The organism is Methylocaldum sp. (assembly GCF_039794385.1).
Taxonomy (GTDB): Bacteria; Pseudomonadota; Gammaproteobacteria; order Methylococcales; family Methylococcaceae; genus Methylocaldum.
The window spans coordinates 1-13,746 of the sequence record NZ_JBDIVO010000104.1 but is presented as its reverse complement, the minus strand read 5'-3'; the positions used below and the strand labels follow the sequence as shown (position 1 = coordinate 13,746).

The 13,746-nt window shown below is 59.5% G+C and carries 13 protein-coding genes; 7 read left to right on the top strand and 6 right to left on the bottom strand.

Annotated elements, in window-relative coordinates:
• The 6 genes from ABJK70_RS11015 to ABJK70_RS10990 all read right to left on the bottom strand — a co-directional run.
• Positions 1-559 (bottom strand): transposase (locus ABJK70_RS11015; RefSeq protein ID WP_347257994.1); only part of this gene is annotated, 559 nt, incomplete at its 3' end.
• A gap of 647 nt (positions 560-1,206) precedes the next feature.
• Positions 1,207-1,455 carry a YfhL family 4Fe-4S dicluster ferredoxin gene (locus ABJK70_RS11010; protein ID WP_077732513.1) on the bottom strand — a complete coding sequence of 83 codons (249 nt, stop codon included), beginning with the start codon at positions 1,453-1,455 and terminating at the stop codon, positions 1,207-1,209.
• Positions 1,456-1,698: 243 nt separating this feature from the next.
• On the bottom strand, positions 1,699-2,196 hold the full coding sequence (gene coaD / locus ABJK70_RS11005; RefSeq protein ID WP_077732514.1) for a pantetheine-phosphate adenylyltransferase: 498 nt from the start codon (positions 2,194-2,196) through the stop codon (positions 1,699-1,701).
• Positions 2,193-2,762 (bottom strand): 16S rRNA (guanine(966)-N(2))-methyltransferase RsmD, encoded by a 570-nt coding sequence (gene rsmD / locus ABJK70_RS11000; RefSeq protein ID WP_077732515.1) that lies wholly within the window; start codon positions 2,760-2,762, stop codon positions 2,193-2,195. Before rsmD ends, coaD begins: the two co-directional genes overlap by 4 nt.
• Positions 2,759-4,072 carry a pitrilysin family protein gene (locus ABJK70_RS10995; RefSeq protein WP_156880826.1) on the bottom strand — a complete coding sequence of 438 codons (1,314 nt, stop codon included), beginning with the start codon at positions 4,070-4,072 and terminating at the stop codon, positions 2,759-2,761. Before ABJK70_RS10995 ends, rsmD begins: the two co-directional genes overlap by 4 nt.
• Positions 4,062-5,444 carry a pitrilysin family protein gene (locus ABJK70_RS10990; RefSeq protein ID WP_086135115.1) on the bottom strand — a complete coding sequence of 461 codons (1,383 nt, stop codon included), beginning with the start codon at positions 5,442-5,444 and terminating at the stop codon, positions 4,062-4,064. Before ABJK70_RS10990 ends, ABJK70_RS10995 begins: the two co-directional genes overlap by 11 nt.
• 83 nt (positions 5,445-5,527) lie before the next feature.
• Here ABJK70_RS10990 and cyoE point away from each other — a divergent pair, with 83 nt between their 5' ends.
• The 7 genes from cyoE to ABJK70_RS10955 form a co-directional block, all read left to right on the top strand.
• On the top strand, positions 5,528-6,442 hold the full coding sequence (gene cyoE / locus ABJK70_RS10985) for a heme o synthase (RefSeq protein WP_077732518.1): 915 nt from the start codon (positions 5,528-5,530) through the stop codon (positions 6,440-6,442).
• 90 nt (positions 6,443-6,532) lie between these two features.
• Entirely contained in the window at positions 6,533-8,275 is a 1,743-nt protein-coding gene (gene recJ / locus ABJK70_RS10980; protein ID WP_347257993.1) for a single-stranded-DNA-specific exonuclease RecJ, read from the top strand.
• Positions 8,276-8,492: 217 nt separating this feature from the next.
• On the top strand, positions 8,493-8,897 hold the full coding sequence (locus ABJK70_RS10975; protein WP_210023744.1) for an Hsp20/alpha crystallin family protein: 405 nt from the start codon (positions 8,493-8,495) through the stop codon (positions 8,895-8,897).
• 8 nt (positions 8,898-8,905) lie between these two features.
• Positions 8,906-11,269: an endopeptidase La gene (gene lon / locus ABJK70_RS10970; RefSeq protein ID WP_347257992.1), complete on the top strand. Its 2,364-nt coding sequence runs from the start codon at positions 8,906-8,908 to the stop codon at positions 11,267-11,269.
• Between the two features lie 794 nt (positions 11,270-12,063).
• A complete protein-coding gene (locus tag ABJK70_RS10965) occupies positions 12,064-12,336 on the top strand; it encodes a type II toxin-antitoxin system Phd/YefM family antitoxin (protein WP_086135112.1) in 273 nt (90 codons plus the stop codon).
• Between the two features lie 97 nt (positions 12,337-12,433).
• On the top strand, positions 12,434-12,667 hold the full coding sequence (locus ABJK70_RS10960) for a type II toxin-antitoxin system RelE/ParE family toxin (RefSeq protein WP_347257991.1): 234 nt from the start codon (positions 12,434-12,436) through the stop codon (positions 12,665-12,667).
• A gap of 50 nt (positions 12,668-12,717) precedes the next feature.
• Positions 12,718-13,746, top strand: a 1,029-nt coding sequence (locus ABJK70_RS10955) for a CRISPR-associated endonuclease Cas3'' (RefSeq protein WP_347257990.1), incomplete at its 3' end; no start/stop codon positions are given.

Below are 13,746 nucleotides of genomic sequence, written 5' to 3'. Positions count from 1 at the left end.
GGAGGTCCGGATCGTGGTCGATGTGCTCGCGGATGCGTTGTTGGGTAGCGGCGATCTCGGCGTCGAGGGTGGCGAGCACGGCTTCGATGGAGGGGCGTACGGTGGGGTCGGCCCCGTCCAGGCGGTTTTTTTCCATCTGCCGCATCTCGAGGAGGCTCTCGAGCCGACGCACTAAGGCTTGTAATGGGCGCACGGCCGGCGGAGGCGGCTGCCAGAGCAGCGGCCGTTGGCTGAGACAGAAGCGGGCGATGCGCTTGGCATCGCTTTTATCGGTCTTGGTGCGGCTCAGTTCGGCTTGGCCGAAGGCGTGGATTTGGGCGGGGTTGACCACGCTGACGGCGAGGCCGTGGTCGACCAGGAACAGGGCCAAGCCCTCACCATAGCGGCCGGTGGCCTCCAGGCATACGTGGGGCGTTGGGAAGGCTTGCAGCCAGGCCAGGAACGCCCTAAACCCTTCGGGCGTGTTCTGGAAGACCTTGGTTTTGTACTTGCCGTTGCGGAGCGCGGCGGCGTCGAACTTGGCTTTGGCGATGTCGATACCGATGGGGCTGAACGTCATAGGGTCTCCTGGGTCTGCGTTGACGATGGGGCAAAGTGCTGACCGATCGAAACCGCTCCTGCCGGGTTCAGCCTTATCCATCCAGGGTGTTGCCCAAGGCAGCCCTACGATACCGTTCGAACTCTATGGCGAGGAAGGGACGCTGGGGGACGATCTACGGCGCGGGCTTCAGGCCCAAGGTCGGCAACGTCTTGCCCAGCGTCTGGGTCCGATGATCAGTCGGAGATTCTGCCTCTTGTGGAATGCAGAATCGAGATATAAGGTCGGCAATCCCTTGCCGACTTATCGGCTCGGCAAAGGATTTTGTCGGCAAGGGATTGCCGACCTACATATCGGGCTCTCTGACACCGAATCGGAAAATGCTCTAACAGAGTTTCAAGTCGAGAGCCGGCGAGGGCTGCCGCCCCTTCGACACGACTCAGTGTAGCGGGCACATTCGTCGGCAAAGGATTGCCGACCTACGCTAAGTCTGATGTGGACCGGGATAAGCCGCTAGTGCATTTTTCACCGCGGTTTAGTGATGCGGATCGGGAGAGTCGTAGGTCGGCAATCCTTTGCCGACAAAGACATCGAAAGGGGTTCCAGACCAACTCAATTTTGGAACAACGGTCGGCCTTATCCGGACCTGCATCGCTTCGTGTAGCGCCTTACCCCTTGGTCAAAGCCAAATATTTTTCGTATAGGGAATCGCGGTCTTCCGAGTAATCCGGATCCTTTTGAATGCAGTCCACGGGGCACACTTCCATGCATTGCGGCTTATCGAAATGCCCGACGCACTCGGTACAGAGCGCCGGATTGATTTCATAAATTTCTTCGCCCTGCGAAATGGCGCCGTTCGGACACTCCGGCTCGCACACATCGCAGTTGATACATTCGTCGGTAATAATCAGAGCCATAACAATCTCACTAAAAACGTGTTCCAAAAGCGTCGCGAGCGGTCCGAAGGCAGGCCCCGTTCGGGGCGGCTCCCACTGATGGGAGCCGCAACACAAGGCCCGGAGTGTGCATTGAGTACATGACGAGTGCTCGCCGCTTCCTGCCGGCTCGGGCTACGCCTTGTGCTCCGCACGTCCCAATCCGCTCCCGGCGGATTTGGTCCCACACCTTCGCAACGCCGCTCTCGAACCGCGTAGTAGCTTTTAAGGCGCGTCTGGGAAACTAGCGTACTTTGCGACTAATGCTTCCCGCACCAGTTCCGGCACGAAACTCGACACGTCCCCGCCTAGCTTCGCGATTTCGCGAATCACCGAAGACGAAATGAACGCGTACTTTTCGCTGGGCGTCAAAAACATCGTCTCCAATTCCGCGCAAAGATGGCGGTTCATGCCGGCCAATTGAAATTCGAACTCGAAGTCCGACACTGCACGTAATCCGCGCAGAATCACGGTGGCGCCACACTTTTTCGCGCAGTTCACCAGCAGGGTATCGAAGCCCAGAACTTCGACGTTTCCCACCGCCTGCAACGAAGCTCGCGCCAATTCCACTCGCTCGTCCAGGTTGAACAACGGCGTCTTGTTCTTATTCTCCGCCACGGCGACGACCACTCGATCGAAGATGCGGGCGGCGCGCGTCACCAGGTCGACATGGCCATTGGTGATGGGATCGAATGTTCCGGGATAGATCGCGGTAATGATCATGGGAAGTGACCGGAAGAGATGCGTTCGCACAAATGGTAGCCGACTTCTCCCGCCCTGCCGTCGCGCAAAGTCCGCCAGTTTTCCGGAAGACTCTCGAGCCGAAAACTGCTCTCGGTTTCCACATAGATTTTAGCGTGGGATGAGAGCCAACCGTTCCCTTCCAGCGCCCGGCAGCACGGAATGACCAAGCCCTGGTGGAAAGGCGGGTCGAGAAAAACCACATCGAACGGCTGCCCCGCACCCTCTAAGAAACGCCCGACTTCCGCTTGGACGATTTCCACCGCCTCGGCGTTCAATAGCGCACGATTCCGTTCGAGAGCTCCGCACACTAACGCATCCCGTTCCACTTGCACGACCTTGGCGGCGCCGCGCGAAGCGGCTTCGAATCCCAGCGCGCCGCTACCCGCGTATAGATCGAGACAGCGAGCGCCTTCGATGTCGTTCCGCAACCAATTGAACAGCGTTTCCCGGACCCGGTCCGGCGTCGGCCGGAGTCCGGGAGCATCGGGAAACTTGAGCTTGCGGCTGCGGAAACGGCCGGCGATGATGCGGAGCTCATTCTTCACTTCGCCCCGCCGCCGACCAGCACGGTCCGCATCTTGCCCGGATCGATCCGGGACCGGAAAGCGCGCTTGATATCCTCACGGGTCACCGCCTCCACCTTCTCGGTAAACGTGGCGAGGTAATCAAGAGGACGGTTGTAAAACGCGACGTTGGCCACCTGCAGGGTGAGTTTCTGATTGCTGTCCAGGCGCAAAACGAAACCGCCGATGATATTTTTCTTGGCGGCTTCCAGTTCCTTATCGGTCGGTCCGTTCGCGGCGAAATCCTTGATGGTGTCGAGAGCGACGCGCAAGGCTTCCTCGGCCTTATCGTTGCGGGTCTGGAGCCCCATCTGGAAAGGCCCGAGTTCCCGAAGCGGCATGAAATAGCTGTAGGCGCTGTAGGAAAGCCCTCGTTTTTCGCGGACTTCCGTGCTAACGCGGGAAACCAGGCCGCTGCCGCCCAGAATGTGGTTACCCACGTAAAGCGGAAAATAGTCGGGATCGGTCGCCGTCATCCCTAGAACTCCGGCACGCACATGAGTCTGCTCCGACGGGAACTGCTGTTTGATGATTTCGGCCGACTGCAGCGGCGCGGGCGCAGGCAACGCTGGCGGAGCCGAGCCTTTTTCGAGGCCCGACAGCAGTTTTTCGGCGACAGCTTCAGCCTCGGCCCGTTTCACATCGCCCACGATCACGACGATGGCATTGCTCGCCACATAGTGGCGTTTATGGAAATCGACCAGATCCTCGCGGGTCAATGGCGCCACGGTTTCGGCGAAACCCTCCTGCGGATGGGCATAAGGATGGTTACCGTACAGTACTTGGAAAAACGCGATCTCGACGAGTTCGTCCGGTTCCTCGCCGCGCTGCTTGATCGCGAGCAGCGTCCGGTTTTTCTCCCGCTCGAAGTCTTTCTGCTCGAAACGGGGGTGAGCCAAGACTTCCCGGGCCGTATCCAAGGCGACACCGAGCTTCTCGGGATGGGTCAGGCTGCGCAGCGACAAATAGGCCGAATCGCGCGAAACACCGGTTCCCATTGATGCTCCGACGCTCTCGAGCCGCTGGGCGATGGCATCGGCATCCCAGTCTCCCGCGCCGGTGTCGAGCATGCCGGACGTGAGAGCGGCAAGGCCGAATTTTTCACCGTCGCGGGCACTGCCCGCGTCGAACACGACCTGAACGTCGAGCAGCGGCAAACCTTCGGTCGGCACGAAATAGATCCGACCGCCCTGCGGCGAGACCCAATGCTGGATTTCCGGCACGGCGTAAACCGGCGCGCTGATCAACAAGAACAGAAACACGATCCATCGGGACATGCGCTTAACGAACATGATCACCTCCCATCGGTGCGGCTTCTTCCGGCGCCTTCGCGCCTTCGGGCATGGGCAACGGCTCCAGATAGGCCACGCTCAGCCGATCGTCGATCAGGTATTTCCGGGCAACCTTTTGAACCTGCTCGGCCGTCACGGCGTTGACCTTGTCCACATACTCCTGGACGGTTTTCCAACCGAGCCCGACGGTTTCGGTCATGCCAAGCTGCATCGCCTGATAAAACATGGAATCCCTCTGATAAATATGATGGGCCAGAACCTGCGCCTTGACCCGCTCCAGTTCCGCGGCGGAAACCGGTTCGTCCTGAAGGCGACGGATTTCCTCGCCCAATGCTTTCTCCAGTGCCTGCAAGGTCTTGCCTTGGGCGGGCGTCCCCTCCAGGGTAAACAGATTGGACAAGCGCGAATAAAGGTTATAGCCGGCTCCGGCGGATGCCGCCACCTGCTGCCCGCGCACCAAGCGGCTGGACAGCCGCGCGCTGTTGCCGCCATCCAGAATCCCGGCGGCAACTTCGAGCGCGTAAGCCTCCCAATCCTCTTCGCCTATTGTTCGCAAGGCGGGGGTCTTGTAGCCCATCACGAGATACGGCAGCTTGGCCGGCAGACGAACCGTCATACGCCGCGCCCCGAGTTGCTCGACTTCGCCTCGCGGCTTGATTTCCGGCAGTTTGCTGGGTTTCAACGGACCGAAGTATTTCTTGGCGAGTGCGTAAACCTCCTGCGGATTCACGTCGCCGACGATGACGAGGATGGCGTTGTTCGGCGCGTACCAAAGTCCGTACCAATGCTTGAGATCGCCGACCGTCAATCCGCTGACGTCGTCCGGCCAGCCGATGACCGGATTCTTGTAAGGGCTGTTGGTGTAGGCAACCGCCTGAAAATGCTCCTCCATTTTGGCGCGCGGCTGATCGTCGGTGCGCAGCCGCCGCTCCTCCAGGACGACTTGTTGTTCCTTCTTGAATTCCTTGTCGGACAGGAGCAGATTCCGCATGCGGTCCGCTTCCAGTTCGAAGCTCACGGGCAGCCTGGTTTTTTCCAGGGTCTGAAAATAGGCCGTGTAATCTTGCCCGGTGAAGGCGTTTTCTCGACCTCCGTTTGCTGCGATAATACGGGAGAATTCGCCCGGCGGGTGTTTCTCGGTACCCTTGAACATCATATGCTCGAGCATGTGCGAGATGCCGGTGATACCGCCGTATTCATAGCTTGCGCCCACTTTGTACCAAACCTGCGTAACGACTGCCGGCGCACGGTGGTCTTCCTGGACCAAAAGCTTCAACCCGTTATCCAGCCGGAACTCGTGAACCGCAGGCTCAGCAGCGTGAAGCGACAACGGTAATACCAGCAAGGCCAGACGGAGTCCGCGAAACTGCATTTGACGCTCTCCTGAATGTGTTGAGGATTGAACGGCAGGTTGCCGAACCAGCCGGTATTGTAAACGAAGACCGTAGCGAAACGATGAACTCGACGACTGATATCGAATCCACGAATGCCGTTTCCTGGCGAACCTATCTCGCCCTGTGCAAACTCAAGGTAGTCGGCCACATCGTGTTCACCGCCGTGATCGGCATGTTTTTGGCCGTTCCGGAACTCCCTCCTCTGGCGGTTTCGTTGTGGGCAAGCCTCGGCATCGGTCTCGCCGCCGCGTCCGCAGCCGCTCTCAACCACTTCCTGGACCGCCGTGCGGACGCCGAAATGGCGCGCACCCAGAACCGCCCCTTGCCCTCAGGGCACGTTCAGCCGAACCAGGTGGTGATCTTCGCCGCCACTCTGGGCACGCTCTCGATGGCGATTCTGATCCTGTTCGTAAACGCGCTAACCGCGTTTTTGACCTTTCTTTCGCTGATCGGCTACGCCTTCATCTACACCGTCTATCTGAAGCGCGCGACTCCGCAGAACATCGTGATCGGCGGCGCGGCCGGCGCGGCTCCGCCGGTGCTCGGCTGGTGCGCCGTGACCGGCGGGGTGCACCCTTACGCCCTGCTGCTGTTCCTGCTGATCTTCACCTGGACCCCGCCCCATTTTTGGGCCTATGCCATCGCGAAGCGCGACGATTACGCCAAGGTGAACATCCCCATGCTGCCCGTGACCCACGGCGTGGAGGTAACGCAGCTGCACATCCTGCTCTACACCATATTGCTGGTGATCGTAAGCCTGTTCCCGTATCTCACCGGCATGAGCGGCTTTCTTTATCTGGGAGCGGCCGTGGGGCTCGGAATCGGATTTTTATACTACGCGATTCGCCTCAAGAAAGAGGCAGACAACAAGCTGGCCATGAAAACTTTCGGCTATTCGCTGGTCTATCTGGTCGGGATATTTTCGGCCTTGTTGATCGATCATTACGTTCCGCTCATTGCGGGCTTGACTCGGTAGTATTGTGTAGGTCGGCAATCCTTTGCCGACGGCGTGTCGGAAAGGGATTTCCGACCTACGACAGCTCTCCACAGACCCATTTGCCGCCCAATGCCTTACTACCCGGTTAAAAAGAAAATCGTCCCCCGCGGATCGGATCAACTTCCCGATCGAGCCTTTTCCCATCTCCCGCCGCTGCTGCAACGCATTTACACCGCGCGCCGGCTGATCGTCGCCGAGGAACTGGACCGCTCGCTGGCAAAACTCCCCTCGCCCTGGCTGTTGAGCGGCATGGAAGCCATGGCCGATCAACTGGCGGAGGCGATTCGAAAAAATCAGAGCATTCTCGTCATCGCCGATTACGACACCGACGGCGCCACCGGCTGCGCGGTGGCCGTCCGGGGACTGAGGTTGCTCGGCGCGGAGCGAGTCTCCTATCTCGTACCCAACCGTTTCGAATACGGCTACGGTCTGACGCCGGAGATCGTCGCGATGGCCGCCCAAAGTACTCCGGACGTTCTCCTGACCGTCGACAACGGCATCTCCAGCCTGGAAGGCACCGCGGCAGCCAAAGCGTGCGGCATGCGGGTCTTCATCACCGATCATCACCTGCCGGGGTCGGAGCTTCCCGGCGCGGACGCCATCGTCAACCCGAATCTGGCCGGCGATCCTTTCCCGAGCAAATATCTGGCCGGCGTCGGCGTGATGTTTTATGTCCTTTCCGCGGTGCGAATCCGACTTCGAGCCGCCGGCCATTTCGCTCGAACCGGTGCCGAAGAGCCGAACCTCGCGCAACTGCTGGACTTGGTGGCTCTGGGCACGGTCGCCGACGTGGTGACGCTGGATCACGTCAACCGCATTCTGGTTCATCAGGGACTTCAGCGCATCCGCTCGGGACAAGCCCACGCAGGATTGCTGGCGCTGCTGGAGGTTTCCGGGCGCAATTCACGCATCATCACGGCAGCCGACCTCGGCTTCGCCGTCGCGCCCCGGCTCAACGCCGCCGGCCGGCTCGAAGACATGACTCTCGGCATCGAGTGCCTGCTGACCGACGATGCCGATGCCGCCCGCGCCATGGCTGTCCGGCTCGACCAGCTGAACCGGGATCGGCGCGAGATCGAGGAACAGATGAAGCTCGACGCGCTCGCTCATCTCGAAGACCTCGATACCTCCTTGGCAACCAAGGCGGGACTTTGCTTGTTCGACGATTCCTGGCATCAGGGCGTGGTTGGCATACTGGCGTCCCGGATCAAGGACCGCGTGAATCGGCCGGTGATTGCTTTCGCCCGTACCGACGGCGACGAGATCAAAGGCTCCGCGCGCTCGATTCCGGGCGTGCACATCCGCGACGTCCTGAGCGATATCGCGACGCGCTGCCCGAACCTGCTGCGGAAATTCGGCGGACACGCGATGGCCGCGGGCCTGAGTCTCCACCGGGACGACCTGGCGCACTTCACCGAGCTGTTCGAGGAAGAGGTGGCTCGCCATTTGGCCGACCTGGACCTCGACCACGCGATACACAGCGACGGGCCGCTCGAAGCCCACGAAATGGCGCTGGAAGTTGCCGAACTGCTGCGCCAAGCGGGCCCCTGGGGCCAAGGCTTTCCCGAACCCTTGTTCGACGGCGAATTCGACGTGGCGCAAAGCCGCATCGTCGGAGACCGCCATCTCAAATTTCTCCTCAAGATCCCGAACTCGGACAAGCTGATCGACGGTATTGCCTTTTTCGTCGACGAACCTGCCGATTGGCTGGCCTGCCGACGCCTTCGAGCCGTCTATCGGCTCGATATCAATGAATTTCGCGACGGCCGAAACGTCCAATTACGTATGGAGTACATGGAAGGTCGCGACTAAAGCGACGTTTGCGATTGGAAGGGGCCGATTAAAGGCCCGTTTGCGATTGGGAAGCGGCGAAACCTGAGTACGGCACAGCCTCTCCCACGGGTTCACCGAAACGGGAGTCTTTCAAGGGAGTTCATGAGTCGGATACGGATATCCGCGGCCGAATTCTCGGCTTCGCGTCGGCTTTCGCCATGTACGGCTTCAAGCCCGCTTTTGCGAGATTATTGTCATGACGCACGGTCCGACAACCTGGATGTGGGCGCAAGCCTGCGAACTGCTGGAACAGGCGGAGCGGCTCCATCGGCGCTTCTTTCAAGTCCATAGACTTATCGCCTCCCGGCCGACGTGGGAACCGCCCGTCGACATCATCGAAACCCGCGATGCGATCACCATCACGGTCGTATTGCCGGGTGTGCCTCCGGAAGCCATCGATGTCGCCGTAACCGAGGACCTAGTCGTCATATCCGGCGAAAGGTCCTTGAAGATCGCCCCGGATAGCGCCGTCATCCATCGCCTGGAAATACCTTACGGCCGCTTCGAGCGGCGCATCCAATTGCCGCCTTGGCGATTGCGTCCCGGTGACCCGATTTACGCAAACGGCTGTCTGACCATTCCTCTTTTTAAGACGGATTGATTGCCGCCATGAAAACCGAACAACGATCAGACAAACACTCCGAGTCCGCTGTAATCCTACCTCCGGATACCATCGCGATCATTCCGGTGCGGAATATCGTGCTTTTCCCGGGCGTCATCGTTCCCATCAGCGTCGGGCGGGAACCCTCCATTGCCGCGGCCCAGTATGCGCTTCGCCGGGACACCTCGGTCGGAATCCTGCTGCAGCGGGACCCCAAAGTAGACGTACCCGAGCCGGACGAACTTTATACGGTCGGCACCCAGGCCGCCATCCTGCGCTACGTGACCGGGCCGGAAGGCTCGCACAACATTGTCTGCCAGGGCGAGCAACGCTTTCGTATCCTCGAATTCCTGGAAGGGTTTCCGTTTCTCGCAGCCCGCATCGAGCCGATCAAGGAACAAGAGATCGAAACGCCCGCCATCGAGGCCCGTCTGCTGCAATTGAAGAACCAAGTGGCCGAAGTACTGGCGCTGCTCCCTCAGGCCCCGCCGGAATTGTTGAACGCCGTTCAACAGGTATCCTCGGCACACACGCTGGCCGACCTGGTGGCTTCGTTCATGGATTTGGCGATCGCCGAAAAGCAGGAAATCCTTGAGACGTTGGACGCTCAGACACGGCTCGACAAAATCTCGAACCTTCTTCGCCATCGCATTCAGGTCCTCCGCATCTCCAAGGAAATCAGCGACCAGACCAAACAAACCATGGATGAGCGCCAGCGCGAATTCCTGCTTCGCGAACAGCTCAAGACGATTCAAAAGCAACTGGGCGAAACCGACGAACGCACCGAGGAAATCGGCGAACTGTACGAAGCCATTGCCAAGGCGAAAATGCCCGAAGAGGCCGAAAATCAGGCGATGAAGGAGCTGAAGCGGCTGGAACGGATGCCCGAGGCGAGCGCCGAGCACTCCATGGTGCGCAGCTATCTGGAATGGCTGGTCGAACTGCCCTGGTCGGTGGAGACCGAGGACCGCCTGGATGTCGCCGAGGCGCGGCAGGTCCTGGATGAAGATCACTACGGCCTCGAAAAGATCAAAAAGCGGATTCTCGAATATCTCGCGGTACGCAAACTGAATCCTGCGGGAAAAAGCCCGATCCTCTGTTTCGTCGGGCCGCCCGGCGTCGGCAAAACCTCCCTGGGACAAAGCATCGCCCGCGCCACCGGCCGCAAATTCGTACGGGTCAGCCTGGGCGGGGTTCACGACGAGGCCGAAATCCGGGGACACAGGCGAACCTATATCGGCGCCTTGCCCGGCAACATCATCCAGGCCATCCGTAAGGCCGGCGCGCGCAATTGCATCATGATGCTGGACGAAATCGACAAGCTCGGCGCCAGCTTCCACGGAGATCCCTCCGCGGCCCTGCTGGAAGTGCTCGATCCCGAGCAGAACAGCACCTTCCGCGACAACTATCTCGCGGTTCCGTTCGACCTCAGCCACGTCATGTTCATCAGCACGGCGAACATGCTCGACACGATTCCCGGTCCCTTGCGCGACCGCATGGAAGTGATCCACCTGCCCGGCTACACGACCGAAGAAAAGCTTCAGATCGCCCGGCGTTATCTCGTTTCCAAGCAGGCCGAAGCTTGCGGCCTGGACCCCGATCAATGCGAGATCACCGACGAGGCGCTCACCGCCATCATCCGCGACTATACCCGCGAAGCCGGCGTAAGAAACCTGGAACGGGAAATCGGCGCCGTGTTCCGCCATGCCGCCGTCCGCATCGCCGAAGGCGAAATCGAGCGCCTGACGGTGACCCCCGAGCTTCTGCCGACCATTCTGGGCCCGCGGCGCTTCGAAAGCGAAGTCGCGATGCGCACCAGCGTGCCCGGCGTCGCCACCGGCCTCGCCTGGACCCCAGTGGGCGGCGACATTCTCTTCATCGAAGCCAGCCGCGCTCCCGGCACCGGCAAACTGACGCTGACCGGACAACTGGGCGATGTCATGAAGGAAAGCGCCCAAGCCGCCCTGAGTCTCGCCAAGGCCCGCTGCGCCGATCTCGGCATCCAGCCCGAAGTATTCGAAAAAAGCGACATACACATCCACGTCCCCGCGGGAGCCACGCCCAAAGACGGCCCCAGCGCCGGGGTCGCCATCTTCGTCGCCCTGGTCTCCCTGCTCACCCAAAAGGCGGTACGCAACGACACCGCCATGACCGGCGAAATCAGCCTGCGCGGCCTGGTCCTGCCGGTCGGCGGCATCAAAGAAAAGGTGCTCGCCGCCCTCGCCGCCGGCATCACCCGTGTCCTCCTGCCGGCCCGCAATCAAAAGGAACTGGAGGAAATCCCCGCCGAAGCAAAGGAGAAACTGCAATTCATCTGGCTGGAACAGGTGGAGGACGCGCTGAAGGAAACACTGGGCGGGTTTAATGGCTGAGCATACCGATCCATGCGATCGCCCAAGTAAAGGAAGCTATGAACAAGTGGATTCCGTTCATGGTTCGACAAGCTCACCACGAACGGAATCAATACGTTACCGTTCGTCCTGAGCCTGTCGAAGGACTTAATCAGAGCTCGTAGGATGTGCTGAACGCAGTGAAGCGCATCGTTCGCAATGCCGAGACGACGATTTGTGTAGAAACCCTCGTCTCTCGGAGAGGGTGGCCGGCAGGCCGGGTGAGGGCAACTCGTCCATAAACCAAGTGAGCAAACCGACATCCCATTGGTATTTCAAACACTCACCTCCCAAACCCCTGCCCCCGAGTCTCGTTCCGATACATGACGTAAGCATCCGCTTACAAAGATTTCAGCCTTTTCTGACATACAGGCATCCGCACAGGCTCACCTAGTGAGCCACTACCCATGCTATAAGGTTTACATTGCATGGGAGATAAGAGATGGCCGCTGATCGTGCTTATTGGAAATATTGGGCAGTAATTCGACGCGAATCCGGTGATCGGGCGAATTATCACCTTTTGCCATATCACTGCATCGATGTAGCGGCAGTTGGAACCCTATACGCCACTCCGCTTCGGATTGATAAGGAACCAAATTAAGACTAAATCCAGTCCTCCTCTTTAGAGCGGCTGTCGGAGTGGTTTACGGCTCGTGGGAGCGGGCTTTAGCCCGCGATAATCGCCTGATCGCGGGCTGAAGCCCGCTCCCACACTAAGCCCATTTGCAATCAATCCTTACGTACGAATGGAAACTGCTTTAATCCGGAACCCACCAATGAAATATTCCAAACAGATCAAGCCCATTAGCCATCTCAAGGCCCACGCCGCCGAGGTCATACGCCAACTCACCGAAGAACGCGAACCCCTGGTAATTACCCAGAACGGCGAAGCCAAGCCGGTTATCCAGGACGTCAAAACCTATGAGGAAACGCAGGAAACCTTGGCGCTGCTGAAAATTTTGGCGCTCGGAACCCGGCAGATCGAAGCCGGCAACGTGCAGGAACCGGCCGATGTTATCGGCCGATTACGCAACAAGGGACGAGAGTGATGGTTCATCGCGTTCTTTTGACCGCTGATGCCGCCGATGACCTCGAAGATCCGTTCGACTACATCTGCACACAGGATTCACCGGACGCGCCGCTCACGTGCTGGACGAAATCCAGCATGTTTTCGATAGCCTCGCGGAATTTCCCAAGCAGGGCGTCTACCCGAGAGAGCTATCGGCCCTCGGCATTCATGAATACCGCGAATTATTCTTCAAGCCTTACCGAATTGTTTATCGAACCATCGACGATACCGTCTATGTCATGCTGATCGCGGACGGACGGCGCGACATGCAGACTTTGCTGGCGCGACGGTTATTGGGGAAGCGATTGTAAGAGAAACATAAGAAGCGATTTCGCCGTTTTTGGTTATTGGGGGATAGGAAATGGAAAATGGGTATTGGAAATATTGGGGGAAGGCCCGTAAAGAAGGCGAAGCGGGAACGCCTTATCACCTCTTGCCGTATCACAGCCTAGACGTGGCGGCAGTCGGAAAAATTTATCTGGAGCAACACACGGCTCTGCGCGCCGACTGGGCGGCGCGGCTGCAAATCGCGGAAGAAACGTTCGCCGACTGGTTCGTCTTCTTTCTTTCACAGCACGATTTGGGGAAATTCAGCTACCGCTTTCAAGGGCTGCGCCTGGATCTTTGCCAGGCTTTGAAAAACGAGCAGCCCCGCAAGGACTACACGGTCCGGCACGACACCCTGGGCCACCTGTTGTACCGGCAGAAAATCGGCCCATGGCTTCTGGAGCAAGGCCGGTTCGAAATCTGCGGTACCCGCTACGCTCGGCGGAATTGGCGCATGAACCTGGAAATCTGGGCCGGAACCGTCACCGGACATCACGGTCAGCCGCCGAAAACCGCGGAACGTCAACCCGGCCTGGAAGACCATTTTTCCGAGCGCGATCTGGACGCATCGGTGCAATTCGCAAGCGAATGCGCCGACCTGCTTCTGCCCAAAAAACCAGGCGAACTGCCGGACGGAGAACCGTTCTACGAGACCTTGAACCGCTTATCCTGGTGGCTGGCCGGTCTTTCGGTACTGTGCGACTGGGTGGGTTCGAACGAGGAGTTCTTCCGCTATCGAACCGAACCGCTGCCTCTGTCCGAATACTGGACACAGCACGCCCAGCCGCGAGCCGAAAAGGCTTTGCGTGGCGCCAACTTGCTGCCGCGTAGCGTGCGGCCGCAAACGCTGACCGGATTGTTTAAACATCTCGAACCGCCCGCAGAGCCGACTCCGCTGCAACGAACGGCGGCGAACCTTACGCTTGCCGCCGCGCCGCAACTGTTCATCCTCGAAGACGTCACCGGAGCCGGCAAGACGGAAGCGGCATTGATGCTCGCGTACCGTCTGATCGCCGCAGGCCGAGCCGAGGGTTTCTATCTCGGCCTGCCGACCATGGCGACC

Bases quoted from the DNA above. Each gene is read 5' to 3' on its own strand.
- ABJK70_RS11010 (WP_077732513.1), bottom strand. From the start codon at position 1,455: ATGGCTCTGATTATTACCGACGAATGTATCAACTGCGATGTGTGCGAG.
- coaD (WP_077732514.1), bottom strand. From the start codon at position 2,196: ATGATCATTACCGCGATCTATCCCGGAACATTCGATCCCATCACCAAT.
- ABJK70_RS10995 (WP_156880826.1), bottom strand. From the start codon at position 4,072: ATGTTCGTTAAGCGCATGTCCCGATGGATCGTGTTTCTGTTCTTGTTG.
- ABJK70_RS10990 (WP_086135115.1), bottom strand. From the start codon at position 5,444: ATGCAGTTTCGCGGACTCCGTCTGGCCTTGCTGGTATTACCGTTGTCG.
- cyoE (WP_077732518.1), top strand. From the start codon at position 5,528: ATGAACTCGACGACTGATATCGAATCCACGAATGCCGTTTCCTGGCGA.
- recJ (WP_347257993.1), top strand. From the start codon at position 6,533: ATGCCTTACTACCCGGTTAAAAAGAAAATCGTCCCCCGCGGATCGGAT.
- ABJK70_RS10975 (WP_210023744.1), top strand. From the start codon at position 8,493: ATGACGCACGGTCCGACAACCTGGATGTGGGCGCAAGCCTGCGAACTG.
- lon (WP_347257992.1), top strand. From the start codon at position 8,906: ATGAAAACCGAACAACGATCAGACAAACACTCCGAGTCCGCTGTAATC.
- ABJK70_RS10965 (WP_086135112.1), top strand. From the start codon at position 12,064: ATGAAATATTCCAAACAGATCAAGCCCATTAGCCATCTCAAGGCCCAC.